This window comes from Ensifer sp. SSB1 (assembly GCF_016652895.1).
In the GTDB taxonomy this organism is placed as follows: domain Bacteria; phylum Pseudomonadota; class Alphaproteobacteria; order Rhizobiales; family Rhizobiaceae; genus Ensifer.
Map to the genome: position 1 here is coordinate 27868 of NZ_JAEPRP010000010.1, position 25555 is coordinate 53422.

Annotated in this window: 25 protein-coding genes and 1 pseudogene; 13 read left to right on the top strand and 13 right to left on the bottom strand. The window is 62.6% G+C overall.

What is annotated here, in order from left to right; all coding sequences use genetic code 11:
* A pseudogene (locus I8N66_RS04255) lies at positions 1–259 on the bottom strand (pilus assembly protein TadD); the annotation flags it as partial.
* A 95-nt stretch (positions 260–354) separates the two neighbouring features.
* On the opposite strand from I8N66_RS04255, the gene I8N66_RS04260 reads away from it, so the two are divergent.
* The 3 genes from I8N66_RS04260 to I8N66_RS04270 all read left to right on the top strand — a co-directional run bounded on the left by I8N66_RS04260 (position 355) and on the right by I8N66_RS04270 (position 3076).
* Positions 355–1782, top strand: coding sequence for a M17 family metallopeptidase (locus I8N66_RS04260; protein WP_291150070.1), 1428 nt, complete (start codon positions 355–357; stop codon positions 1780–1782).
* Between the two features lie 82 nt (positions 1783–1864).
* Entirely contained in the window at positions 1865–2215 is a 351-nt protein-coding gene (locus I8N66_RS04265) for a MarR family winged helix-turn-helix transcriptional regulator (RefSeq protein ID WP_223726017.1), read from the top strand.
* A 6-nt stretch (positions 2216–2221) separates the two neighbouring features.
* Positions 2222–3076: an NlpC/P60 family protein gene (locus I8N66_RS04270; RefSeq protein WP_291150075.1), complete on the top strand. Its 855-nt coding sequence runs from the start codon at positions 2222–2224 to the stop codon at positions 3074–3076.
* Positions 3077–3130: 54 nt separating this feature from the next.
* Here I8N66_RS04270 and I8N66_RS04275 read toward each other — a convergent pair whose 3' ends face one another.
* From I8N66_RS04275 to I8N66_RS04295, 5 genes are all read right to left on the bottom strand, one after another.
* Positions 3131–4090 carry a glyoxylate/hydroxypyruvate reductase A gene (locus tag I8N66_RS04275; RefSeq protein WP_291150077.1) on the bottom strand — a complete coding sequence of 320 codons (960 nt, stop codon included), beginning with the start codon at positions 4088–4090 and terminating at the stop codon, positions 3131–3133.
* Between the two features lie 9 nt (positions 4091–4099).
* A complete protein-coding gene (locus I8N66_RS04280) occupies positions 4100–5728 on the bottom strand; it encodes an ABC transporter ATP-binding protein (RefSeq protein WP_291150080.1) in 1629 nt (542 codons plus the stop codon).
* An 8-nt stretch (positions 5729–5736) separates the two neighbouring features.
* A complete protein-coding gene (locus tag I8N66_RS04285; RefSeq protein ID WP_291150160.1) occupies positions 5737–6843 on the bottom strand; it encodes an ABC transporter permease in 1107 nt (368 codons plus the stop codon).
* A gap of 38 nt (positions 6844–6881) precedes the next feature.
* A complete protein-coding gene (locus I8N66_RS04290; protein WP_113539906.1) occupies positions 6882–7967 on the bottom strand; it encodes a microcin C ABC transporter permease YejB in 1086 nt (361 codons plus the stop codon).
* Positions 7968–8144: 177 nt separating this feature from the next.
* A complete protein-coding gene (locus tag I8N66_RS04295) occupies positions 8145–10004 on the bottom strand; it encodes an extracellular solute-binding protein (RefSeq protein ID WP_291150084.1) in 1860 nt (619 codons plus the stop codon).
* Between the two features lie 232 nt (positions 10005–10236).
* Here I8N66_RS04295 and mepA point away from each other — a divergent pair, with 232 nt between their 5' ends.
* From mepA to I8N66_RS04325, 6 genes are all read left to right on the top strand, one after another.
* A complete protein-coding gene (mepA, locus tag I8N66_RS04300; protein ID WP_291150087.1) occupies positions 10237–11292 on the top strand; it encodes a penicillin-insensitive murein endopeptidase in 1056 nt (351 codons plus the stop codon).
* Between the two features lie 100 nt (positions 11293–11392).
* Positions 11393–11776 carry a methylglyoxal synthase gene (locus I8N66_RS04305; RefSeq protein WP_113539909.1) on the top strand — a complete coding sequence of 128 codons (384 nt, stop codon included), beginning with the start codon at positions 11393–11395 and terminating at the stop codon, positions 11774–11776.
* Positions 11777–11891: 115 nt separating this feature from the next.
* On the top strand, positions 11892–12911 hold the full coding sequence (locus tag I8N66_RS04310; RefSeq protein ID WP_113539953.1) for a glucokinase: 1020 nt from the start codon (positions 11892–11894) through the stop codon (positions 12909–12911).
* Between the two features lie 112 nt (positions 12912–13023).
* The gene (locus I8N66_RS04315) at positions 13024–14841 is read left to right on the top strand and encodes an ABC transporter ATP-binding protein (protein WP_113539910.1); all 1818 of its coding nucleotides are present in this window, start codon (positions 13024–13026) and stop codon (positions 14839–14841) included.
* A 119-nt stretch (positions 14842–14960) separates the two neighbouring features.
* Complete coding sequence (gene dapB / locus I8N66_RS04320; protein WP_113539911.1) at positions 14961–15779, top strand: 4-hydroxy-tetrahydrodipicolinate reductase; 819 nt, start codon at positions 14961–14963, stop codon at positions 15777–15779.
* Between the two features lie 34 nt (positions 15780–15813).
* Positions 15814–16449, top strand: a complete 636-nt coding sequence (locus I8N66_RS04325) for a 2,3-bisphosphoglycerate-dependent phosphoglycerate mutase (protein ID WP_113539912.1) — start codon at positions 15814–15816, stop codon at positions 16447–16449.
* Between the two features lie 77 nt (positions 16450–16526).
* On the opposite strand, the gene I8N66_RS04330 is transcribed toward I8N66_RS04325, so the two are convergent.
* Positions 16527–17414, bottom strand: coding sequence for a bifunctional helix-turn-helix domain-containing protein/methylated-DNA--[protein]-cysteine S-methyltransferase (locus tag I8N66_RS04330; protein ID WP_223726028.1), 888 nt, complete (start codon positions 17412–17414; stop codon positions 16527–16529).
* Positions 17415–17519: 105 nt separating this feature from the next.
* On the bottom strand, positions 17520–18017 hold the full coding sequence (locus I8N66_RS04335; protein WP_291150092.1) for a DUF2244 domain-containing protein: 498 nt from the start codon (positions 18015–18017) through the stop codon (positions 17520–17522).
* Between the two features lie 22 nt (positions 18018–18039).
* On the opposite strand from I8N66_RS04335, the gene nth reads away from it, so the two are divergent.
* Complete coding sequence (gene nth / locus I8N66_RS04340) at positions 18040–18816, top strand: endonuclease III (protein WP_291150094.1); 777 nt, start codon at positions 18040–18042, stop codon at positions 18814–18816.
* Between the two features lie 3 nt (positions 18817–18819).
* Here the strand turns inward: nth and I8N66_RS04345 are convergent, their stop codons facing one another.
* The gene (locus I8N66_RS04345; protein WP_223726031.1) at positions 18820–19413 is read right to left on the bottom strand and encodes a TetR/AcrR family transcriptional regulator; all 594 of its coding nucleotides are present in this window, start codon (positions 19411–19413) and stop codon (positions 18820–18822) included.
* 66 nt (positions 19414–19479) lie between these two features.
* Between I8N66_RS04345 and I8N66_RS04350 the strand changes: the two genes are divergently transcribed.
* Together I8N66_RS04350 and I8N66_RS04355 are read left to right on the top strand one after the other, a co-directional pair.
* Positions 19480–19908 carry a VOC family protein gene (locus tag I8N66_RS04350; RefSeq protein ID WP_291150097.1) on the top strand — a complete coding sequence of 143 codons (429 nt, stop codon included), beginning with the start codon at positions 19480–19482 and terminating at the stop codon, positions 19906–19908.
* 87 nt (positions 19909–19995) lie between these two features.
* A complete protein-coding gene (locus I8N66_RS04355) occupies positions 19996–20988 on the top strand; it encodes an adenosine kinase (RefSeq protein WP_291150100.1) in 993 nt (330 codons plus the stop codon).
* Between the two features lie 40 nt (positions 20989–21028).
* On the opposite strand, the gene I8N66_RS04360 is transcribed toward I8N66_RS04355, so the two are convergent.
* Positions 21029–21580, bottom strand: coding sequence for an SH3 domain-containing protein (locus I8N66_RS04360; RefSeq protein WP_113539918.1), 552 nt, complete (start codon positions 21578–21580; stop codon positions 21029–21031).
* Positions 21581–21864: 284 nt separating this feature from the next.
* Here I8N66_RS04360 and I8N66_RS04365 point away from each other — a divergent pair, with 284 nt between their 5' ends.
* Positions 21865–22869 carry a D-glycerate dehydrogenase gene (locus tag I8N66_RS04365; protein WP_113539919.1) on the top strand — a complete coding sequence of 335 codons (1005 nt, stop codon included), beginning with the start codon at positions 21865–21867 and terminating at the stop codon, positions 22867–22869.
* A 60-nt stretch (positions 22870–22929) separates the two neighbouring features.
* On the opposite strand, the gene I8N66_RS04370 is transcribed toward I8N66_RS04365, so the two are convergent.
* From I8N66_RS04370 to recF, 3 genes are all read right to left on the bottom strand, one after another.
* Positions 22930–23397 carry a GNAT family N-acetyltransferase gene (locus I8N66_RS04370; protein WP_291150163.1) on the bottom strand — a complete coding sequence of 156 codons (468 nt, stop codon included), beginning with the start codon at positions 23395–23397 and terminating at the stop codon, positions 22930–22932.
* Positions 23398–23407: 10 nt separating this feature from the next.
* Positions 23408–24169 carry a molybdopterin-synthase adenylyltransferase MoeB gene (locus tag I8N66_RS04375; protein WP_113539956.1) on the bottom strand — a complete coding sequence of 254 codons (762 nt, stop codon included), beginning with the start codon at positions 24167–24169 and terminating at the stop codon, positions 23408–23410.
* 120 nt (positions 24170–24289) lie between these two features.
* Positions 24290–25483 carry a DNA replication/repair protein RecF gene (recF, locus tag I8N66_RS04380; protein WP_291150104.1) on the bottom strand — a complete coding sequence of 398 codons (1194 nt, stop codon included), beginning with the start codon at positions 25481–25483 and terminating at the stop codon, positions 24290–24292.
* Positions 25484–25555: the final 72 nt, after the last annotated feature.

Sequence of the window (25555 nt, forward strand, 5' to 3'; positions counted from 1 at the left end):
GCAGGAGGTTGGCGTAGTTGAGGCCAGCTTCGCGATCCCTGGGGTTCTTTTCATAGGCTTGGCCGATACTCTCAGCCGCCGCCGAAAGTTCGGTTGCGGTCATCGACTGCACCGGTTTAGTAAGCCTTGAGATCGAGCCCGTCGTCAGCTCCTTCTTCGGCTGGTTGGCGCAGCCGGCGAGCGAAAGGGCCACCAGCGCAATCGCCGCGCCCTGGAGGAAATGAGTGGCTTTCAAGGGTGAAGTCGTGCGTTTGGCCATGAGTGTCCCCAGCATGCATTCGCGCACCTGAACTTCAGACAACACCGGCGCAACTGTCACTCCAGCAAGACTCTGTTAACCCTAACAGAGCGTTTATGGCGCGATTCCATCTCGGTCCGCCGAGGACTTTCAGGGCGCCCTATCAGTTCATCGAACGGCCGTCGCCGTTCAACACCAGCGCCGGCAAGACCCTGCCGATTTTCGCCGTCACGCCGGCGCATATCGAGACCGGGACGATCGATCCGATCGCTTTGGACTGGGCGCGCAAGGCTGGATTCACCGCCGATTCCGGCGCGGTTCTGTTGATCCCATCCGCTGACGGCCATCTCGGCGGTGCACTCTTCGGCCTCGGCAGCAACCCGTCGGAGGCGCCCTTCCTTGCCGGCAAGCTCGCGCGGGCGCTGCCGGCGGGCAAGTGGCACATCGAAACTGCGCCGCTCACGGCCAACCGGCTGGCGCTTGGCTATGGCCTCGGCTCCTATCGCTTCGAGCGCTACAAAGCCAGTAAGGGCGAGCCGCCGACGCTGCTGATCCCCGCCGACGCCGATGCCACCGACATCAAGCGGCAGCTTGCAGGCGTGTTCCTGGCGCGTGACCTCATCAACACGCCGACCAACGACATGGGCCCTGAGGCGCTCGAAGCGGCCTTCCGCGCGCTTGCCGCCCACTACAAGGCAGATGTCTCGGTCATATCAGGCGAGGCGCTGCTGACGCAGAACTTTCCGCTGGTTCATACCGTCGGCCGCGCAAGCGCCGAGGCGCCGCGTCTGCTCGAGCTGCGCTGGGGCAAGAAGGGCCACAAGAAGGTAACCCTCGTCGGCAAGGGCGTCTGCTTCGATACCGGCGGTCTCGACATCAAGCCGGCCTCTTCCATGCTGCTGATGAAGAAGGATATGGGCGGTGCCGCCAATGTCCTCGGTCTCGCCCTGATGATCATGGACGCCAAGCTCAAGATCGATCTGCGCGTCATCGTGCCTGTGGTGGAAAACTCGATCTCGGCCAACGCCTTCCGTCCCGGCGACATCTACCGCAGCCGCAAGGGGTTGACGGTTCAGATCGACAACACCGATGCCGAAGGCCGGCTGATCCTCGCCGATGCGCTCGCCTATGCCGACGAAGAGAAGACCGACCTCCTGGTCGACATGGCAACGCTGACCGGTGCCGCCCGCGTCGCGCTCGGCCCGGACCTGCCGCCCTTCTTCACCGACGATGCCGACCTTGCCCGTGATCTTTCGGAAGCAAGCCTCGAAGTCGATGATCCGATGTGGCGCATGCCGCTCCACAACGGCTACGACAAGGATGTCTCGGCGCGGATTGCAGATCTGACCAATGCGCCGGCGGGCGGGATGGCCGGTTCGATCACTGCCGCGCTCTTCCTCAGGCGCTTCGTCACCAACACCAAGAGCTGGGTGCATTTCGACATCTTCGGGTGGGCGCAGTCCGAACGGCCGCATTCGCCGGTTGGCGGCGAGGCACAGGCGATTCGGGCGCTCTACCAACATATCCAGGAGATGGCGAAGTAGCCGGACCGGCTGGCAGAAAGAAACGCTTGCGTAACGATCCGCCGCTATCGTGGCGGATCATCTTCCTGCGCAGGAGCCGCCATTGCCGATCGAGCTTACGCCTTCCCAGGCCCTAGGGCTTTGGCACTCGGTGTCGGTCGCTCAGGTTCGCGTCGACAGCCGCGACCTGACCTTGCGGCAGCTGGCGATCCTCCTGCATATCTATCTCGTGCCGCCGCCTCATACCGTTCGCGGCCTGGCAGCGACCCTCGGCGTCACCAAGCCGGTCATCACGCGGGCGCTCGATACAATGGGGGCGCTTGGCCTCGTCGATCGCGCCCGCGATGACCGTGATCGCCGCAACGTCGTCATCAAAAGGACAGTCGAGGGTGCTCTCTATCTTGAAAAATTTGGTGACCTGATCATTGATCAGGGCCGCAAACAGCCCAAGTGAGTAGATATGTCGACACTGCCCGATCGCCGCCTGAATGCCTACCGACCCGACCTTGCGGAGAACCGCCTTCGCGGTGTCGTACAAGCCGAACGTTACGTCGAGGGAAGCGTTGCCCGCGTCTCGGTTCCGGTCACGCCGCTTCGGGCGCGGCCTGATCTCGGCTGCGGCACCGACACCGAGCTGCTGCTCGGCGAATCGGTGCGGGTGCTCGACACCAGCGAGAGCTGGTGCTGGGTGAAGGCCGATCTCGACGGCTATGTCGGCTACTTGCCGGAATATTGCCTCGCGCCGGTGGTCAAAAGTCCGACGCATATCGTCTCGGTACCGCGCACTTTCGTCTATACCGGTCACGATCTGCGCTTCCCGACTGTCTATCCGCTTTCGATGGGCAGCCGGTTGACGGTTGTCGATGAGCGCGAAACCCGCGGAACGCGCTACTTCCTGCTCGACGGCGGCCAGGCGGTTATCGCCAATCACTGCATTGAGGTCGGCAGTGTCGTGCCGGAAGACTATGTCTCGGTCGCTGCCCGCTTCGTCGAAACGCCCTATCTCTGGGGTGGACGCTCCGGCTTCGGCATCGATTGCTCCGGCCTCGTGCAATTGTCGATGATGATGGTAGGCAGGCAAGCACCGCGCGATTCCGACATGCAGGCAGCAGGTCTGGGAACGCCGATTGCGCGCGAAGAGCTCAAGCGCGGCGACCTCGTCTTCTGGAAAGGGCACGTCGCGCTGATGGAGGACGACGAAACCTTGATCCACGCCAACGGGCATACGATGACGGTTGCGCGCGAAGGGTTGGAAGCCTCGATCGAGCGGATTGGCTGGCTCTATGAGCAGCCGACGGGCTATCGCCGTCCCTGACCGCCGCGCTTGATAAGGCGTTACGCACCAGCGGCACGCCTCACCTTCACTAGATCAATAGCCGGCTACCTTATCGACCACGTGTTCAAGCGATTGGCCGCTTTCGAAGCGGGCGATCTGCTGCTCGACATGGCGGAACAGCGCCTTGACGTCCGAGGATGCCGCTACGTGCGGCGTCACATAGACGTTTGGCATGGTCCAGAAGCGGCTGTCGCGGGCAAGCGGCTCCTCTTCGAAGACATCGAGCGAGGCGCCGCCGAGCACGCCGCTGTCGAGTGCGATCAGGATATCGGCTTCCACTTGGCTGCCGCCGCGGCCGGCATTGATGAACACAGGTGCCCCGAAGGGACCGTTACGGCTGAGCTTCGCAAACAGGCGCAGATTGAAGATGCCGCGGGTGTCCGGCGTCAGCGGTAATAGGCCGACGAGGAAATCAGTGCGGGCGAGGAAGCTGTCGAGTTCGCTGCCGCCAAAGGTTTCGATGCCCTCGACGGATCTTTTGCTGCGCGACCAGCCGACGACCTTGAAGCCCATGGTGGATAGCTTGCGGGCGGCGTCCTGGCCAAGCACGCCCATGCCCATGATGCCGACAGTGATATCGGCCGCCTCCGGCTGGCTGAGATCTTGCCATTCGCGCTTCGCCGCCAGCGCCTCGTAGGCGCGGTGCTGGCGCAGATGCAGGAGGCATTGCATGACCACCCATTCGCTCATGCGCGTCGTCAGCGTCTGGTCGACGAAGCGCACCAGCGGCACTTCGGGCAGGCCCGGTAGCGTCAGAACGTGATCGACCCCAGCGCCGCCGGAGAAGACCACCTTGAGGTCCGGCGCCCGGTCGAAGAGATCCGGTGCCGATTTCCAGACGACCGCGTAATCGATGCCGGAGAGGTCGCGGTTGTGGTGCACGACGTCGGCGCGGTTGATCACCTCGCGATCGGGAAAGGCGCTGCGAAGGGCCGCCTCCACCTCTTCGGGAATGAACTTCAGATCGACGATGACGGGGCTCTTTGCGGACATTGCGGACACCTACTGGCGGATCGCGGTGAGATTGACGGCTTCGAGATTGAAAGCGGCTGCCATCAGCGCCTTCGTGTAGTCTTCGCTTGGCGCATTGAAGATGCGCTCGGCCGGCCCCTGTTCCACCACCTTGCCCATGCGCATCACGATCATCTCGTTGGCAAGCGCGCGCACGACCTTCAGGTCATGGCTGATGAACAGATAGGCGAGGTCGTGCTTGCTCTGCAGATCGCGCAAGAGATCGACCACCTGTGCCTGCACGCTCATGTCGAGCGCCGAGGTTGGTTCGTCGAGCATGACGAATTGCGGCTTCAGCACCATGGCACGCGCGATGGCGATACGCTGGCGCTGGCCGCCGGAGAACTCGTGCGGGTAGCGCCAGCGGGTCGAAGAATCGAGCCCGACCTCTTCGAGCGCTGCGGCGACACGGGTGTCGCGCTCGCTTTCCGAGAGCGAGCGCTCGTGGATCTTCAGCCCCTCGGCAATGATGTCGGCGACCGACATGCGCGGGCTGAGCGATCCGTAGGGGTCCTGGAAGACGATCTGCATCCGGTTTCGAAGCGGCCGCATCTCGTTGAAGCTATAGCGATCGATATCCTTGCCGACGAAGGCGATGCGCCCCTTGGACGAGATCAGCCGCGTCAGAGCCAGGCCGAGTGTCGTCTTGCCGGAACCGGATTCGCCGACGACGCCGAGCGTCTGGCCGGCGCGAAGCTTAAGGTCAATGCCGTCGACGGCCTTCACGTGATCGACCACCTTGCGCATGAAGCCGGCCTTGATCGGGAACCACACCTTCATGTCGGAGGCTTCCATGACGATCGGCTTCGACGCATCTGATGGCGGCGGGTTGCCCTTCGGTTCGGAGGCGAGCAGATGGCGGGTATAGGCGTGCCGGGGATTAGCGAAGATCTCGGCGGTCGGCCCTGTCTCGACGATCTTGCCCTTGGTCATCACACAGACCCGGTCGGCGATCTTGCGCACGATGCCGAGGTCATGGGTGATGAACAGCATCGACATGCCGTGCTCGTCCTTGAGCGTCTTCAAGAGCTCGAGGATCTGCGCCTGCACGGTCACGTCCAGCGCCGTGGTTGGCTCGTCGGCGATCAGCAGTTCCGGCCGGTTGGCAAGTGCCATGGCGATCATGACGCGCTGGCGCTGGCCGCCTGACAGTTCGTGCGGATAAGCGCTGAGGCGCTTCTCCGGCTCGCGGATGCCGACCTGGTTGAGCAGTTCGAGAATGCGCGTGCGCGCAGCAGCGCCCTCGAGACCCTGGTGCAGTTCGAGGATTTCGCCGATCTGCCGCTCGATCGAATGGAGCGGGTTGAGCGAGGTCATCGGCTCCTGGAAGATCATGGTGATGTCGTTGCCGCGTACATTGCGCAGCTCCGCATCGCCGGCCTTCATCAGGTCCTTGCCGTTGAACAGGATTTCGCCGCTCGGGTGGCTGGCCGAAGGGTAGGGCAGCAGTTTCAGGATCGAGTTCGCGGAGACCGACTTGCCGGATCCGGATTCGCCGACGAGCGCCACCGTCTCCCCGCGCTTGATCTCGAAGGAGATGTGGTCGACGGCGAGCGACGTGTTGCCGCCCTGATGGAAGGCGACGGAGAGATCACGGACGGAGAGGAGGGGTTCTGTCATCGTCGCGCTCACCGGAACGTCTTTCTCGGGTCGAAGGCATCGCGTGTGGCTTCGCCGACGAAGATCAGCAGCGACAGCATCATCGACATGACGCAGAAGGCCGTCAGACCCAGCCAGGGCGCCTGAAGGTTGGACTTGCCCTGGGCGATCATCTCGCCGAGCGAGGGGGAGCCCGGCGGCATGCCGAAGCCGAGGAAGTCGAGCGAGGTCAGGGTCGTGATCGAACCGGAGAGGATGAAGGGCAGGAAGGTCAGCGTTGCGACCATCGCGTTCGGCAGGAGATGGCGATACATGATCGTGCCGTTGCCGACACCGAGCGCCCGGGCCGCGTTCACATACTCGAAGTTGCGCGCCCTGAGGAACTCGGCGCGCACCACGCCGACGAAGCCGACCCAGGAAAACAGCAGCATGATGCCGAGCAGGATGAAGAAGCCGGGCGGCAGGATCGCGGCGATGATCAGCAGGATGTAAAGCACCGGCATCGACGACCAGATCTCGATGAAGCGCTGCATCAATAGGTCGGTCCATCCGCCGAAATAGCCCTGGACGGCGCCGGCCGTGACGCCGATCACCGCCGACGCGATGGTGAGCGTCAGGCCAAAAAGTACCGAGATGCGGAAGCCGTAGATCATCCGAGCCATGACGTCGCGCGCCTGGTCGTCGGTGCCGAGCCAGTTGAGATTGCCGACGATGCAGTTGCGGTCGTTGGTCTTCTCCGGATAGGCGGAGCAGCGTTCTTCCTTGTCCATCAGCCAGAATGGCTTGGTGGGCGCCGAATGGGGAATGTTGGAGTTGACGGTCTGGTAGGAGTAGCGCACCGGCGGCCAGATCATCCAGCCATTGGCCTCGATCTCGTCGCGAATGAAATCCGATCGGTAGTCGGTTTCAGCCAGGAAACCGCCGAACTTCTCCTCGGGGTAATTGATGACCACCGGGAACAGGATCTCGCCCTTGTAGGATGCGACGATCGGCCTGTCATTGGCGATGAACTCTGCCAGGAGGCTGAGCACGAAAAGCAGGAGGAAGATCCAGAGCGACCAGAAGCCACGCCGGTTCGCCTTGAAATTCTGCCAGCGCCGCTGGTTGACCGGGGACAGCCAGCCACGTGGTGGCATGGCCGCCGGCGCAGTCGGAGAGGTCGTCACGTCAGCCATCAGACGTCCCTCCGCTCGAAGTCGATGCGCGGATCGACCCAGGTGTAGATGAGGTCCGAGAGCAGGCTGACGAGCAGCCCCATCAGCGAGAAGATGAAGAGCGTCGCGAAGACGATCGGATAGTCGCGCTTGACCACGGAATCATAGCCGAGGCGGCCGAGGCCATCGAGCGAGAAGATGTACTCGATCAACAGCGAGCCGGTGAAGAAGGCCGAGATGAACGCGCCGGGAAAGCCGGCGATGATGATCAGCATGGCATTGCGGAACACGTGGCCGTAGAGCACCTGGCGGTCGTTGAGACCCTTCGCCCGCGCCGTGGTCACATATTGCTTCTTGATCTCGTCGATGAAGGAATTCTTCGTGAGCAGCGTCGTGGTCGCAAACGCCGAAAGCAGCAGCGTGACCAGCGGCAGCGTCATGTGCCAGATATAGTCGAGCGGCTTTTGCCACCAGGGCAATTGCCAGAAATTGTCGGAGACGATGCCGCGCAGCGGGAACCAGTCGAAGAACGATCCGCCGGCGAAAATGACGATCAGCAGGATACCGAAGAGGAAGCTCGGCACGGCATAGCCGATGACGATGATGCCGGATGTCCACACATCGAAGGCCGAGCCGTCGGAAACGGCCTTCTTGATACCCAGCGGGATGGAGATCGCGTAGGAAAACAAGAGAATCCAGAGGCCGAGCGAGATCGAGACCGGCATCTTCTCCTTGATCAGGTCGATGACCGAAGTGTTGCGGAAGAAGCTCTCGCCGAAATCGAAGCGGAGATAGTTCCACATCATCGTGGCGAAGCGTTCGAGCGGCGGCTTGTCGAAACCGAACTGCTTTTCGAGCTTGGCAATGAACTCCGGATCGAGGCCCTGGGCGCCGCGATAGCGGCCGCCTTCGTCGCCGCCCGACTGCATCAGGTCGCCGCTGCTTCCGCTCAGACGGTCGGAGCCGCTACCGGCATTCGTGAGGTCCGAGATCACCTGCTCGACCGGACCGCCCGGCGCGAACTGGACGATGGCAAACGAGATCGCCATGATCCCGAAGATCGTCGGGATCATCAGCAGAAGGCGGCGCAGAATATAGGCACCCATCAGGCGAGCCTTTCGATCGACGTGTGGGCGGTGGCCCGGACCGGCGAAGCGTCGGCATGCCGTCTATGGTGTCTCAATCCCAGGGTCTCCTTGCGGCGATCAGGCCCGGATCGGGGCTTGTTTCAGTGATTCGTTTTTTTGCATTTGGAATCGAGACGCCATCCGAGTGCAAGGACTTCATTTGGGGGTAGCGTTTTTCGACCACCAGCTGTCCGGGAAGCCGGTCGAGTAATAGGGAAGCTCCTTCAGGTGGGCGAGCTGGTTCCAATAGGCGACGCGCACCGACTTCGAGTAGAACAACGGCACGACAAAATGGTGAGCAAGGAGAACGCGGTCGAGCGCCCGCGTCGTTGCAATCAGCTCCTCGCGGTTCGGTGCGAAGATGACCTTGCGGATCAGCTCGTCGATAGCCGGGTCGGATATGCCGGCATAGTTTCGTGATCCTTGCTGATTGACCGAGCTCGAACCCCAGTAGTCGAGCTGCTCGTTGCCGGGCACCAGCGTTTGCGCCCAGATGCCATAGATCATGTCATAGTCGAAGCTTCTGACACGGTTGGTGTATTGCGAGTCGTCGACGGTGCGGATGCGCGCATCGATGCCGATCCGCTTCACGCTGTTGATGAACGGCATGACGGTGCGTTCGAAGGAAGGGTTCGACAGCAGTAGCTCGAAGCCGAAGGGTTCGCCCGTCTTGGCATTCACCAGGCGGTTCCCCTTGAGCTCGTAGCCCGCCTCCTTGAACAGATCGAGGGCCTTGCGCAGGTTCTCGCGCACCTTTTGCGGTTCGCCGTTGACGGGGTTGGTATAGGGCGTGGTGAAGACTTCTGGTGGAACCTTGTCCTTCAGCTCCTCGAGGATTGCCTTTTCCCGGCCTTCGGGCAGGGCGGAAGAGGCAAGCTCGGTACCCCAGAAGTAGCTGTCGACACGCTTGTATGCGTTATAGGCAAGGTTGCGGTTCAGGTCCTCGAAGTCGAAGGCGTAGTTCAACGCCTCGCGCACTCTTGGATCCTTGAATTTTTCGCGGCGCATGTTCGGTACGAGCGCCTGCATGATGCCAGTTGCGCGCAGCGGATTTTCGATCTCCTCGCGGATCACCCGGCCATCTTTCATTGCCGGGAAATCATAGGCGGTCGCCCAATGACTGGCGCTGTTGTCCTGGTAGAAATCGACGTTACCGGAGCGGAAGGCTTCGAACTGCACGTTCCTGTCGCCGTAGAAGCCATAGCTGATCACGCCGAAATTATATTGACCGACGTTGACGTTGAGGTTCTTGGCCCAATAGTCGTCCCTGAGTTCGAAGCGGATCGAGCCGCCGGCCTGGAAAGAGGCGATTTTGTAGGGGCCGGAACCCATGACCGGCTCCAGCGTCGTTTGGCTGATGTCGCGCTTTTTGCCCTGGGTGTCCTCGCCTTCCCACCAGTGCTTGGGCAGGATCGGAAACTGGCCGAGGATGTTCGGCAGTTCGTGATTGTTCTTCTCGTCGAAGTGGAAGGTAACGTCGCGCTCGCCGGTCTTCTCCGCCGAAGTGACATGGCGGTAATAGTTGGACAGAAGCGGATTGTACTGCTTCACCATCTCGAACGAGAAAACCACGTCCTCCGGCGTCACCGGCTTTCCGTCCGCCCATTTCGCCTCAGCGCGAAGCCGAAACGACGCAGAGGAAATATCGTCGGGATAGGAGACGCCTTCAGCGAGCAGACCGTAAGCGGTGGTGATCTCGTCTTCGGCGGATTTCAGCAGCGTATCGAACACGAGAGATGTCACACCACTCGCCGCCTCGCCTTTGGAAAGGATCGGATTGAAGGTGTCGAAGGTGCCGTTTTCCGAAAGCCGCAGTTCTCCGCCTTTGGGCGCATCCGGATTGACGTAGTCGAACCGGGCGAATCCTTGCTTGTATTTGGGTTCGCCGATTGACGAGGTGCCATGACGCCAGACGGGCTGATCTTCGGCATTGCCTGCAGGAGGGAAGAGAAGAAACGCTGCTGTCAGAAGTGAGGCAGCGAGGCCAGGTTTCACGTTCCTGCAGAAGTTTCGCATCCAGCCGGTACCCCTTATATTTCAATCTTCTTTTGCGAGAGCATAGGCGAAATCCGGGCAATTGACAGGCACTGCCGCAAATCAGGCAAAATTTTTGAGTCACATCCCGGTGATTCACAAGCGTGTGACGCGTAAGGCTGAGGCAAACACGGGGCCTTAGGATCGGGGTTCGTCGGACAGGGCATGGCACATATCGGCGCCGCTGTTCGCGAGACAAACGGGACGAAATTCAATGATTGCTCCACTTCGACGTTGCGGCTCGGCGTTTCTTGCGTTGCTGCTGGGAACAAGCCTTCTGATCGCCGACAGCGCCGCAGCCGACGATGTGCCGGCCAAGGCGCTTTTCGGTGCCAAGGCCCTTCCGGCTGAAATGGCGGCCAACCCCTATGGTTTCTACGCGAAGGGTTGCCTTGCCGGCGGTGTCGCGATCCCGACCGACGGACCCACCTGGCAGGCAATGCGACTGTCGCGCAATCGCCGCTGGGGTCACCCGCAGATGATCGCCCTGATCGAGCAGTTTTCGCACGATGCCGCCGAAAAGGTCGGTTGGCCCGGCCTGCTGCTCGGTGACATCTCGCAACCGCGCGGCGGTCCGATGGTGTCGGGGCACGCGTCTCACCAGATCGGCCTGGACGCCGATATCTGGCTGACGCCGATGCCGCAACGCACGCTCACCTATCGCGAGCGCGAGGACATCTCCGCGACCTCGATGCTGCAGAAGAACAAGTTCCTGACGGTCGACCGTTCCATTTGGACGCCGAAACACGCGCAGCTCATCATGCTGGCGGCAAGCTATCCGCAGGTGGAGCGGGTTTTCGTCAACCCGGCGATCAAGAAGAAGCTTTGCGACACCTGGACCGGCGACCGCTCGGCGCTCGGCAAGGTCCGGCCGATCTACGGGCACGACTATCACTTCCACATCCGCATCAAATGCCCGGCGGGGGCAACGAGCTGCAAGGACCAGGCGGCGGTGCCGGCCGGCGATGGCTGCGACAAGTCGCTGGCCTGGTGGTTCACCGACGAGCCGTGGGCGAAGCCGACGAAGAAGCCGGGCGAGAAACCCGTGAAGCCGAAGGTGACGACGCTTGCCGACCTGCCGAAAGCCTGCGCGCTGGTGCTGAACGGTCCTGCGCCGGCGTCGGAAGAGGCCGCCACGTTCGGCACGGCCTATCGGGCAGCGGCACCTGCCCCAGCGGCACAGGGGATCGAGCAGGTGATCGGCGCTGCCGCGGGGGATGTTCCGCCGGCCGATATTCCGGTGCCGCAGGCTCGGCCGACCTTGCAATGATCATGGATGCGCGCGGATGGGCGGGCTTCAACCTTCCCATCGCCGCAGCGTTCATGTATAGGGCGATCAAATCGATTTAAAGATTGATGCGAGGCCCGACATGGCGGATCGGAAATGCATTGCCCTGATCGCTCACGATCAGAAGAAGGACGATCTTGCTGCCTTCGCCAAGGTGCACGAAGCGGTCTTGTCGCAATGGCGTATCGTTGCGACCGGCACGACAGGCGGTCGCGTCCTCGACGTCTGTCCGGGGCTCGACATCACGCGGCTCAAAAGCGGTCCGCTCGGCGGCGACCAGCAGATCGGCGCGATGATCGCCACCGGCGAGGTGCAGCTTCTGATCTTCTTCGTCGATCCCCTCACGGCGATGCCGCATGACGTGGACGTCAAGGCGCTGATGCGACTTGCGATCGTCTATGACATTCCAATGGCGCTCAACCGCGCGACCGCCGAACAGTTGATCGATTTCAACCCAAAATCATAATGTGATCGCGTCTCGGTAGGGCGGAACGGGCGGAAAGGCGCACACACTTTCCCTTATCCCGCTCTAGCTGATAGACAGCGATATACCTGCCACGACGATCAGGATGGACCTTGCGATGCCCGGCACCAGTGAAAACGCCTTCCCCTTTCCGATCCTGATCGGCGATATCGGCGGCACCAATGCGCGCTTTGCCCTACTCCTCGATGCCTTCGCTGAGCCGAAACAGTTACCGCCGATCAAGACCGGGGATTTCGAAACGATCGAGGAGGCGATGCAGAAGAGCATCCTCGACAAGACCTCGGTGCAGCCCCGTTCGGCGATCCTGGCGGTGGCCGGTCCGATCCGGGGCGATGAAATTCCGCTCACCAATGCCGGCTGGGTGATCAGGCCGAAAGACATGCTTTCGAGCCTCGGTCTCGAAGACGTGCTGATCATCAACGATTTCGAGGCGCAGGCGCTCGCCGTGGCGGCGCCGGCGGACGAGGACCTCGTGCAGATCGGCGGCGGCAGCATTCGTCCGCTGACGTCGCGTGTCGTTCTTGGCCCGGGCACGGGCCTCGGCGTCGGCGGGCTGGTCTTTGCCCAGCACACCTGGATTCCGGTGCCGGGCGAGGGCGGCCATGTCGACATCGGCCCGCGCAGCGAACGCGACTTTCAGATCTGGCCGTTCCTCGATCCGATCGAGGGACGCATGGCTGGCGAGCAGATCCTCTGCGGTCGCGGCATCATGAACCTCTATCGCGCCGTTTGTGCCGCCGATGGCGTAGACCCGGTGCTCACCGATCCGGCGGAAGTGACGACGCATGCGCTGGCCGAAAGCGACAGGGCGGCGATCGAAACCATCTCGTTGTTCTGCACGTATCTCGGCCGCGTTGCCGGCGACATGGCGCTGATCTTCATGGCCCGCGGGGGTGTTTTCCTGGCTGGCGGCATTTCGCAGAAGATCCTGCCGGCGCTCATGAAATCGCCGTTCCGCGCTGCTTTCGAAGACAAGGCGCCACACTCGGCGCTGATGAAGACGATCCCGACCTTTGCCGTCATTCATCCGATGGCGGCGCTCTCCGGTTTGGCCGCTTTTGCCCGCACGCCGAGGGATTTCGGTGTTGCAACGGAGGGACGCCGCTGGAGAAGCTGAGCATCCGGCGCGCGCAAAGACTCGCCAAAACGATACCAAACCACTATAGAGCCCCGGGAAAGGTCGGGCCGGAAACCGGCTCGCCACATTGGGTCCAGGGAAGACGGGCTTTTTGAGCGCCAGCAATAGAAAACAGCACGCGGTCGATTCCGATACGATCAGCGGAATTCTGAAACGGGTCATTGCGGAAAACGGCCGCGACCACATTCGCGGCTATGCTTTTGCCATCGCCTGTCTGGCCGTCGTTGCAGCAACAACCGGTTTCACGGCCTCGATCATGGAGACCGTGATCAACGAGGCCTTTGCCAACAAGCGTGCAGATATCGTCCTACTCGTCTGCGGCGCGATCCTCGCCGCCTTCGTGCTTCGCGGCTTTGCCACTTACGGCCAGGCTGTTGCCCTGTCGAAGATAGGCAACAACATCGTCGCGCGTTACCAGCGCCGGCTCTATGCCCACCTGATGGCGCTGAGCGTCGGCTATTTCAACGAGACGCGCTCGGCACAGCTTGCAGCCCAGATCAGCCAGAACGTCAGCGGCATTCGCGACGTGCTCAACCTGACGGTCACGTCGATTGCTCGCGATCTTTTGACCCTGATCGGTCTTGTCGGCGTCATGTTCGCCAAGGATTGGCTGCTGTCGATCATAGTCTTCGTCGCTGCGCCGCCATTGCTTCTCGGCCTGCGCTACGTTTCCAGGCGCTTGCGTTCCGCCACGCGCGAATCGATCGAGGTCAATAGCCGCGTTCTCGGCGCGATGCAGGAAACCATCCAGGGCATCACCATCGTCAAGGCCTTCACCATGGAAGGCGAACTGCGCGGCAAGGTCGAAACGATCATCGATCGCGCCGAAAACCGCGCCAACCGCATAGCGCGCTTGAGCGAGCGCACGGCGCCGATGACCGAAACCTTCGCAGGTCTCGCGATTTCCGCGGTGCTTGCCTATTCCGCCTTCCGCGCGATCTATGCCGATGTGCCGCCGGGCGCCTTCTTCGCCTTTGTCGTGGCCCTGCTGATGGCCTATGATCCGGCTCGCCGGCTGGCACGGCTTCAGGTCTCGCTGGAACGGGCCGCCGTCAACGCCCGCATGGTCTACGAAATCCTCGATACCGTGCCGCATCAGCGCGACAAGCCGGACGCCAAGGAACTGGCCGTCACGAACGCGGCTGTTGAGCTGCGCGACGTCCGCTTCCAATACGCCAATGGCGACGAGGTTCTGAGAGGCGTCAGCTTCGTGGCCGAAGGCGGCAAGACGACAGCGCTCGTCGGCCCCTCGGGCGCCGGCAAGTCGACGGTCATCAGCCTCATTCCGCGGTTTTATGATCCTGCTTCGGGCCAGATCCTGATCGATGGACAGGACATTGCCGACGTCACCAAGCAGTCGCTGCGCAAGGGCATCGCCTATGTCTCGCAGCAACCCTACCTCTTTGAAGGGTCGATCCGCGACAACATCCGCTACGGTCGCATCGATGCGACCGATGCAGAGATCGAGGACGCTGCGAGGCTTGCCTACGCGCATGATTTCATTCTGGCGCAGCCGCAGGGTTACGATACGCCGGTCGGCGAAAACGGCATGACGCTCTCCGGCGGCCAGCGCCAACGGTTGTCGATCGCCCGTGCGCTCGTGCGCAACGCCCCGATCCTGCTGCTCGACGAGGCTACCTCGGCGCTCGATACCGAATCGGAAGCCGCCGTGCAGAAGGCCCTCGACCACGCCATGGACGGTCGCACGGTGATCGTCATCGCGCATCGCCTGTCGACTGTCGTCAACGCCGACAAGATCATCGTCATGAAGGATGGTTCGGTCGTCGAGGAAGGCACACATGCCGAGCTTGCACGGCGACCGGACGGTCTCTACGCTCGGCTCCACAATCTCCAGGGCCAGTCGCCAGAGGCCAATGCGCCCGAAGCGCCGGCCGGCGCCGAAATCTAGAGCATTTCAAAAAAAGTGCGCAGCGGTTTTGCGTCCGGAAATGCGTAAGAACAACGAGACAGAGCGTCCCCGGTTCTTTTGACCGGAACGCTCCAAAGCGGAAAAAAAGGAAATCACCGATGGGCGAAACCGATATGAAGCTCGTGGTGGTGGGTGCTGCAGGCCGTATGGGCCAGACACTGATAAGGACGGTTCACGCAATGGAGGGCGTGCGCCTGCATGCCGCCATTGAACGTCCGGGTTCACCCTTCATCGGCCGTGATGCCGGCGAAGTGGCCGGTCTCGGACCGATCGGCGTGTCCGTTACCGACCAGCCGCTCGAAGCCTTCGTCGATGCAGAAGGCGTGCTTGATTTCACGGCGCCCGCAGGCACGGTCGAGTTTGCCGGCCTTGCGGCCCAGGCTCGCATCGTCCATGTCATCGGTACCACCGGCTGTTCGGTCGACGATGAGGCGAAGATCCGCGCCGCGGCTCGCCACGCCCGCATCGTCAAGTCGGGCAATATGAGCCTCGGCGTGAACCTGCTCGGCGTGCTGACGGAGAAGGCGGCGCGTGCGCTCGGCCCGGCCAACTGGGATATCGAAATCCTCGAAATGCACCACAAGCACAAGGTCGATGCGCCCTCGGGCACGGCGCTGCTTCTCGGCGAAGCCGCGGCTAGAGGACGGGGCATCAGCCTTGCCGACAATTCGGTGCGCGTGCGTGACGGCCATACAGGCCCGCGCCCGGCTGGCTCGATCGGCTTTGCGACGTTGCGCGGCGGCTCGGTGATCGGTGAGCACTCGGTCATTCTCGCCGGGGAAGGCGAGCAGGTGACCCTCTCGCACAGCGCGACGGATCGCTCGATCTTCGCACGCGGCGCCGTCACGGCAGCACTCTGGGCGCGCAGCCAGAAACCCGGTTTCTACTCCATGCTCGATGTTCTCGGGCTCAGCTGACCTTCTCACTCGCAAGCCTCAAGGGGAGTTCGACATGAGCGGTACCCTCGTCCTTGTCCGGCATGGCCAGAGTGACTGGAACCTGAAGAACCTGTTCACCGGCTGGCGTGATCCGGACCTGACGGAACTCGGCGTCGAGGAAGCCAGGGCTGGCGGCAAGGCACTTGCCGACTACGGCATCAAGTTCGATATCGCCTTCACCTCGGATCTTGTCCGCGCCCAGCGCACCTGCCAGTTCGTGCTCGATGCCGTCGGCCAGTCCTCGCTCGAAACGATCCGCGACCAGGCACTCAACGAGCGCGACTACGGCGACCTGTCGGGCCTCAACAAGGACGACGCACGCGAGAAGTGGGGCGAAGAGCAGGTGCATATCTGGCGCCGCTCCTACGACATTCAGCCTCCGGGCGGCGAAAGCCTGCGCGACACCGGCGCGCGCGTCTGGCCCTACTACCTGACCGAGATCCTGCCGCGCGTACTCTCCGGCCAGAAGGTCCTGGTTGCCGCCCACGGCAACTCGCTCCGCTCGCTGGTCATGGTGCTCGATCGCCTGACAAAGGAAGAGATCCTGAAGCTCAACCTCGCGACGGGCGTGCCGATAGTTTACAAGCTCAACGCCAATTCGACCGTCGCTTCCAAGGAAGTGCTGGGCGACATGTCCGGCGCTCACTGAGCTTTCGCATAATCGGAAATGAAGAAGGGGCGCTGAGCGCCCCTTTTTTGTCTGCTGGCGATACCGGGCTTCAGGTATCAAATCGTGCCGTCGGCCGCCTTGCCGGCTTCCCAGCCGAGGATGGCGCGCTTGCGTGTCAGCCCCCAGTGATAACCGGTGAGATCCCCGCTCTTGCCGAGTGCGCGATGGCAGGGAACGACGAAAGAAATCGGGTTGCGCCCGACCGCAGCGCCCACGGCGCGCGACGCCGTCGGCTGGCCGATCTGCCCGGCGATGTTCGAATAGGTGGTGGCGCAGCCGAGCGGAATCTTCAACAGCGCTTGCCAGACCCGGATCTGGAAATCGGAGCCGATCAGGAAAATGCGCAGCGGCTCGTTCTGGCGCCAGCGCGAGGGGTCGAAGATGCGCGCGGCATATTGGGCCGTGGCCGCACTGTCCTCGATGTAGCGGGCGTTGGGCCAACGTTGTGCCATGTCCTCGAAGCTTGCCTGCTCGCCGCCGGAATCGTTGAAGGCAAGGCCTGCAAGTCCGCGTTCGGTGATCATGACGAGCGCCGTTCCGAAGGGCGAGGGGTGGTAGCCGTAGCGGATCGTCAGACCCTCGCCGCGCGCCTTCCATTCTCCTGGAGACATCGCCTCATGGGTGACGAACAGGTCGTGCAGGCGGCTCGGCCCCGACAGTCCGACCTCGATGCTGGTTTCCAGCAGCGGCATGTCCTCCTGGCGCAGCAGCCGCTTGGCATGGTCGAGCGTCACGGCCTGGAGGAAGGCTTTCGGAGAAAGCCCGGCCCAGCGGGTGAAAACTTTCTGGAGTTGCGTCGGCGACTGCTTCAGGCGCTGCGCCACGGCTTCGAGCGACGGCTGGTCGCGATAATCCTCGGTCAGCATTTCGATCACGCGGCTGACCGTATCGTAATCGGTGCCTTTCGGCGTGATGTCTGTGGGTACGGATGTCGCAATGTTCATGGCTCATCTCCTGTCATGCCACAGGTAACCATTTGGCAGTGCCCGCAACCACCCGAAACTTGAGTGAATGCGAGGATTTGCACCCCATTGGTCGATCAGCGGGCGTCAGCGGCGGCGAACGGTCGCAAGCGCACCCGAGAGCGCGAGTGCGAAGGTCTCGCGATCGTCGCGATTAAGAAACGAACCGATGTCGGTTCGGCGGCCACCGCCGCTGATCGTCATCGAGACGATGCCTATCTCGTGATGCCGGGCGACGTTGAAACGCGCCCAGAAGGGATTGAAGCGGTGTTCGGTGATCTGCCCGGAAGGGGTGAACTTACGCACCGAAACGTCGGTCCGGGAAACGCTGACCTCCTCGCGGCTGAGTGCCGAGCGGTTGTTCAGCCAGAAGGCGCCGAACAGCAACAGGTAGTCGAGACCGAAGAAGAACACGACCGGCCAGGCGCCGATGATGAAGAAAACGACGACATGCACGAGGCTCAAAAGCCCGGCAATCAGGAAGAAGACTTTGAAACCTCGGCGTCCGAGCGAACGATAGGGCGTAAGCTCGGCGGTGAAGACCGGCGCATCCTCGGGCGGGGTGGTGGCGTTGCCATTTATCATGACCTTTGACTATAGATGCATCATGAAAAACGTGAAGCCGAAATTGCCCGTTGGCGCCGCAAAACCGAAGTCGGCGACTGCACGCCGCGCCGCGCCACGCGTGAAGAACCTCTATAGCCAGGACGAGCTCAAGGAGATCTTCCGCCGCTTCTCGATCCAGCGGCCGGAGCCAAAGGGTGAGCTGGAGCACGTCAATCCGTTCACGCTGGTCGTCGCCGTGGCGCTTTCGGCGCAGGCGACCGATGCCGGCGTCAACAAGGCGACACGCGCGCTCTTCGCGGTCGCCGATACGCCGGAGAAGATGCTGGCGCTCGGGGAAGAGAAGGTTCGGGACTATATCAAGACCATCGGCCTTTATCGCAACAAGGCGAAGAACGTCATCGCCCTCAGCGAGATGCTGATCCGCGATTTCGGCGGCGAAGTGCCGCGCACGCGCGAAGAACTGGTGACCCTTCCAGGCGTCGGCCGCAAGACCGCCAATGTCGTGCTCTCCATGGCTTTCGGCCATTCGACGATCGCTGTCGATACCCACATCTTCCGCATCGCCAATCGCCTCCGTCTGGCGCCGGGCAAAACCCCGGACGAGGTGGAAGACAAGCTGATCAAGATCATCCCGGACGAGTATCTCTATCACGCCCATCATTGGCTGATCCTGCACGGGCGCTATTGCTGCAAGGCGCGCAAGCCCGAGTGCGAACGCTGTGTCATCGCCGATCTCTGCAAGTCGCCGGAAAAGACCTGCGACATTCCTGCGGCGCTCGTCGAACTGCCGCCGCAGATCATCTCCGCCGCTGGCTGACGGTCAGGCCGAAACCATCCGGTCGATCAGCGTGCTGATCGTTTCCGCATAGATCTCGGTCGAGCCGCCGTCGGCAATGTCGAGTGCCGCGCGGTCGAAGGCGGCCGAAAGCAGCGAAGCCATGGCCGACAGCCTGTCGGCCGAAACGGTGGCCGGAGCCATTGCCTCGGCAATCCCTTCCTCGAGCGTTCTCTGGGCATTGGCCGCATCGATCGCCATCATCTCCTGCTTGCCGAGCACCGCCGGTCCATCGAGCAAAAGCAGACGGATCCGGCCCGGCTCACGCATGGCGCCGAAATAGGCGCGGGCGCCGACCTTCAGTGCCTCTCGGGCCGAGAGGTCGCCTGACGTCGCCTGCTCGATCGATGCCGCCACGGCGCCAGCCTCCCGCTCCGCCACGGCGCGGAACAGCGCCTTCTTGTCCTCGAAGTGGTGATAGAGCGCGCCGCGGGTCAATCCGGCGGCGGCGACGATGTCCGGCGTCGAGGTATCGGCGTACCCGCGGGTGACGAAGAGGCCCCGGGCAGCGTCCAGGATAGCGGCGCGCGTCGTATCGGAGCGTTCACGGTTGGAGCGGCGGGAGGTCTCCTGTTGCATACATGCAGCCTGTATGTTAATTAGATACATACAGATTGTATGATATTGCGAGAGCGAGGGAAAGCCATGAAATCGACGAGCTACTATCCTGTCATCATGACGGCAGACGTTGCCGCCACCGCCGCCTTCTACATCGAGCACTTCCGCTTCCAGGCGCTCTTCACCAGCGACTGGTATGTGCATCTGCAGTCGGTCGAAGACGAACACGTGACGCTGGCCGTGCTCGACTATCGCCACGAGACGATCCCCGAGGAGGCGCGCGCACCCACCCGTGGCCTTCTCCTGAATTTCGAGGTCGAGGATCCGGATCGCATCTATGCGCAAGCACTTACCGTCGGCCTGCCGATCCTGAAGACATTGCAGGACGAGGACTTCGGCCAGCGCCATTTCATCACCGCCGATCCGAACGGCGTGCTGATCGATGTCATCAAGCCGATCCCGCCAAGCGCCGAATTCGCCGCCGCTTACGATGAAAGCGCGCTTCCTACGGGTTGAAGCATCAGGCACGCGTCTTTTGTCTTCCAAATGGCCGGAAAACCGGTATTAACGAACACCGGCCATCACGGAGACCGGACGAGGTTCATGACAAAATACGACGTGCTGACGATCGGCAATGCCATCGTTGATATCATCGCGCGCTGCGACGATGCCTTTCTCAACGAAAACGGCATCATAAAGGGCGCCATGAACCTCATCGATGCCGAACGGGCCGAGTTGTTGTACTCGCGCATGGGTCCGGCGGTGGAGGCCTCCGGTGGCAGCGCCGGCAACACGGCAGCCGGTGTCGCCAGCCTTGGCGGCCGTGCCGCCTATTTCGGCAAGACCGCGAGTGACCAGCTCGGCGAGATCTTCGCTCACGACATCCGCGCCCAGGGCGTCTACTTCGAGACGAAGCCGCTCGAAAGCGTGCCGCCGACCGCACGCTCGATGATTTTCGTGACCGAAGACGGCGAGCGCTCGATGAACACCTATCTCGGCGCCTGTGTGGAACTTGGTCCCGAGGATGTCGAGGCCGACGTCGTCGCCCAGTCCAAGGTCACCTATTTCGAAGGCTATCTCTGGGATCCGCCACGCGCCAAGGATGCCATCCGCGAGACCGCTCGGATCGCCCACGACAACGGCCGCGAAACCGCGATCACGCTCTCCGACAGCTTCTGCGTTCACCGCTATCGCGACGAGTTCCTTGAGCTCATGCGTTCGGGCACGGTCGATATCGTCTTCGCAAACCGGCAGGAAGCGTTGGCGCTCTACGAGACCGAGGACTTCGATCTGGCGCTGGAAAAGCTGTCGAAGGATTGCAAGCTTGCTGCCGTGACGCTGAGCGAAGAAGGCTCGGTGGTCGTGCGTGGCGACGAACGGGTTAGGGTCGACGCAACGCCGATCGCTCAGGTCGTCGATACGACCGGTGCCGGCGATCTCTATGCCGCGGGCTTCCTGCACGGCTACACGACCGGGCGCTCGCTCGAAGACTGCAGCAGGCTCGGCAATCTGGCCGCCGGCATCGTCATCGGCCAGATCGGACCGCGGCCGATGGTCTCCCTGGAGAAGGCTGCCAAGCAGGCTGGTCTCGCCTGATTCGTCCGGATTGAGTTTTGTGAAAGACGGGCGTGCGGCCTTACTTGAAGGCCTCGCCCGGATAGGCGCCCCAGATCTCGCTCTGGGCGATCCAGCCTTCGACGCCCTGCGTCTCGACATGGCACCAGTCGCCATTGCATTCGCCGACACGCACGATCACGCCGGGCTCCATGCGGGCGGTGATCGGGGCGGTGCCCTGCGGGTCACGTCGCATGTTGACGAAGACGCCTTCACCCTTGCCGCGCATCCATGGCGCGGCGACAGCTGTACGGTCGCCTGAAAGCAGCGCCTGGTTGACCCAGCCTTCGGTGCCGTCGGCGTCGCGGATACGGCGCCAGTTATCGTATTCCTGGATGATTTCCACCGGCACGCCGGGCTTCATATAGCGGAAGGCGACCGCGTAATCGACACTCGGGCCGATGCGGAGATTGACGCTCTTGGACTTCAGGCTGACGAAGCGCGGCAGCGGCAGCCCGCTGGCGCCCTTGGCGGCCTGAGCGTAAGCGGCCGATGTCATGATCCCGGCGCCAAGGCACGCGGCAATCAACGAGAGCGAGAATCTGGAAATGATGTGACGCATGACGAAGCTCATTTTCCGTGGCCCTGTAGCGCCGCGTATGTAGTGAGGCGCACAAAGGCCGCTGCAGCACTTTGAGTTGCTGCATGTTTTGTCCTTCAATCGGTGACGACCAAGGGAAACATGCAGTAGCTTATGCAGGCGCAGTTCATTCGGGCCCCGCTCCGCGGACTGAAATCGCGGGGATGACGACGCGAGTTTTGTTTGTCTTCCCGGTGGGGTCTGGTAGAAATTGCGGCTACAGGGAGAAAGTATCGCCCAACTTGGTTAAGGACCCGTCAACAAGGCCCGTCGCAGCAATGACAAGCAAGAAGAAGCCCACGGTCTACATCACCCGCAAATTGCCGGACATCGTCGAGACGCGGATGCGCGAACTCTTCGATGCGGAGCTCAACATCGACGACACGCCGCGCAGCCAGCCGGAACTCGTTGCCGCGGTCAAACGCGCCGACGTGCTGGTGCCCACGGTGACCGATCGCATCGACGCGGCGCTGATCGAGCAGGCCGGCCCGCAGCTGAAACTGATCGCCAGCTTTTCGAATGGCGTGGACAACATCGATGTCGACGCGGCTGCACGCAAGGGTATCACCGTCACCAACACGCCGAACGTGCTGACCGAGGACACGGCTGACATGGCGATGGCGCTGATCCTTGCGGTGCCGCGCCGGCTTGCCGAAGGTGCGCAGATCCTGACCGATCGCAAAGGCGAGTGGGCTGGCTGGTCGCCGACCTGGATGCTCGGCCGCCGCATTGCCGGCAAGCGCATCGGCATCGTCGGCATGGGCCGGATCGGCACTGCCGTCGCGCGCCGCGCCAAGGCCTTCGGCCTTTCGATCCACTATCACAACCGCCACCGGGTGAAGGCGGAAACCGAAGAGATGCTGGAGGCGACCTACTGGGACAGCCTCGACCAGATGCTTGCCCGCGTCGATATCGTCTCGGTCAACTGCCCGTCGACGCCGGCGACCTATCACCTGCTCTCGGCCCGTAGGCTGGCACTGATGCGACCGGACAGCTACATCGTCAACACCGCCCGCGGCGGCATCATCGATGAGACGGCGCTGATCAAGTCCCTGCGTGAAGGCAAGATCGCCGGCGCCGGCCTCGACGTCTTCGAGAACGAGCCGGCCGTCAATCCGAAGCTGATCAAGCTCGCCGGCGAAGGCAAGGTCGTGCTCTTGCCGCATATGAGCTCGGCGACGCTCGAAGGCCGCGTCGACATGGGCGACAAGGTGGTGATCAACATCCGCACCTTCTTCGACGGCCACCGTCCGCCGGACCGGGTGCTGCCGGGCCGCGACTGACCGTGAAACGCCGCACGGCCCTGTCGTGCGGTTGTCCGTCGGGCCGCTCAAACTCGGAAGCTAGAGCGTCTTGCGCATCTCGATCGCTGTCGGCCGGGTAAATCCCGGATGACACATGGTGCCGCTTTGGACGAAGCCCCAGGCAGCAAAGGCGCGGTGGTTACCGGTGAGTTCGATGCGGGTGAGCAGCCGTAGCGCGGGCAGGCTGAGCGCGCGCGCCGTCGCCTCCGCTTCGGCGAGCAACAACCGGCCGACGCCCTTTCCTTGTGTCTGCGGGGCAACCGCGAGCTTGCCGATGTAGAGACAATCGGCTTCAGGCTTGCAGAAGATGCAGCCGACGAGCCGTTCATCGTCGCTGACGCCGAAGGCGATCTCGTCATCGATCTTCTGGCAGAGCGTTTCGACGTTCAATGCATGTGCTGATGACGGCGGATCGATCAGCCCGTCCATGTAGGAGAAGGCACCAAGGATCAGCGCCAGCAGTTCCTCGTGCCGTTCGAATGTTCCGTCGATGCGAAAGATCTGCACCATGGTCGGCCTACGCTCTGTGACGATAGCGGATGGTGTTGAACTGCGCCGTCAGCGCGTCATACATCAAGAGCCGCCCGACGAGCGGCTCGCCGAAACCGGCGATGACCTTGATCGCTTCCATCGCCTGCAATGTACCGATGACGCCCGTCAGTGCGCCGACGATGCCAGCCTCGGCGCAGGAGGGCACGACGCCCGCCGGTGGCGGTTCCGGGAAGAGATCACGGTAAGAGGGGTTCGGCCGTCCATCGGCGCCGGCGGTGTAGGGCATCAGCACGGTCAGCGATCCGTCGAAGCGGCCGACGGCACCGGTCACCAGCGGAATGCCCACTGCCGCCGCCGTATCGGCTGCGAGATAGCGTGTGTCGAAGTTGTCCGAGCCGTCGATCACAAGGTGATATTGCCGGAACAGGGCCTCGGCATTCTCGGGATTGAGGCGGAGACGGTGTTCGTCAACGCTGACATGCGGATTGAGCGATGCAATCGCTTCGGCTGCCCGCTCGACCTTGGCGCGGTCTATATCCTCAGTACGGTGGATAATCTGCCGCTGCAGATTGGAGAGCGCCACCGTATCGTCGTCAACGATGCCGATCCGCCCGATACCTGCCGCCGCGAGATACGAGAGGACAGGGGCGCCCAGGCCTCCAGCGCCAATCACCAGCACACGCGCGGCCTTGAGTTTCTGCTGCCCCGCGCCGCCGATCTCCGGCAGCACGATATGGCGGGCGTAGCGGGAGATCTCCGATTGATCGAGCTTGTTCTCAACGGTCATCACCGCGTCCTCTTCATCCGGCTCGGCCGGGGCGGCCGGCCTTTGGATCACAATGATCCATCTGGTTGGAGTGAGTTAGGGACGCAAAACCGCAAACACTTGTCCTCATCCCGCTCATTTCTATCCCGTTACGCTTCCGTGCGAAACGGTCAGGAAGCGGCCGCGCTCGCCAAGTGCTTCGAACATTGCCTGGTCCGTGCCGGTCATGAAGGCCTGGCCGCCGAGGCCATCGACGAGGTCGAACAGGGCCGCACGCCGGTTGACGTCGAGATGGGCTGCGATCTCGTCGAGCAACAGGATCGGTGCGTGGCCGGTCATGTCGCCGACGAGGCGCGCATGCGCCAGCACCAGGCCGACGAGCAAGGCCTTTTGCTCCCCGGTCGAACACCGCGCCGCCTCCATATCCTTGTCGCGGTGGCGCACGAGCAGATCGCTCCGGTGCGGTCCGTCGAGCGTACGGCCCGCCGCTGCGTCGCGCGGGCGCCCGTCGCGCAGCATCCCCAGATATTGTTCTTCGAGATCATAGGCCGGGCGATGGCCTTCACCGTCGAGAAAACCGGAAAGCGCCAGATGCGCCGACGGGAAGACGGTGTCGTCCACATTCCGTTCGACGAGCGCGGTCAATAGGCCGAGCATTTCCTGCCGCGCCAGCGCCATCGACACGCCGAGACCGGCCATCTCGCGCTCGATGGCCGTCAGCCACGCCGGGTCCGGCCGAAATTCGCTGAGCAGGCGGTTGCGGCTGCGCATCGCCCGGTCGAATTCGCTGGCGCGCCGGCCATGCTCCGGATCGAGCGAAAGCACCAGCCGGTCGAGGAACCGGCGCCGGTCGGCCGAGGGGCCGGTGAAGAGCCCGTCCATCGACGGCGTCAGCCAGAGAACACGCAGGTGATCCGTCAATTCGTCGACGGTCGACGCCGGCGTTCCGTTGAGCCGCAGCCGTCGGGATTGCCCTTCCGTCGCACCAGCGGTGCCGGTGCCGATCTCGACCGGCCCTTCCATGCCTTCGACGTCGGCAAAGACGGAAAACCCGTCGCTTGCGCCGACGCGCGTCACGTCGGCATAGGCCGCACGCCTGAGGCCCCGCCCGGGCGACAGGAAGGAGACTGCCTCCATGAGGTTGGTCTTGCCGGCGCCGTTCTCTCCCGTCAGCACCACATGGCGCTGGTCGAGTTCCAGCGAGAGCGCCGAATAATTGCGGAACTCCGTGAGCTTCAGGCGGTTGAGAAAGACCTTATGTGGCATCGGCAGTCCGGATTCGACGTTGCGCGCAGCTAGGACGAAAGCAGGCGCCAAGGCAAGGTGAAACGGCATGCATGTCCATATCGGTGCAAGTTGGCCAATTTCGGCGGGGGAAAGGCGACAAACCCCTTGGATCAGGTGCTT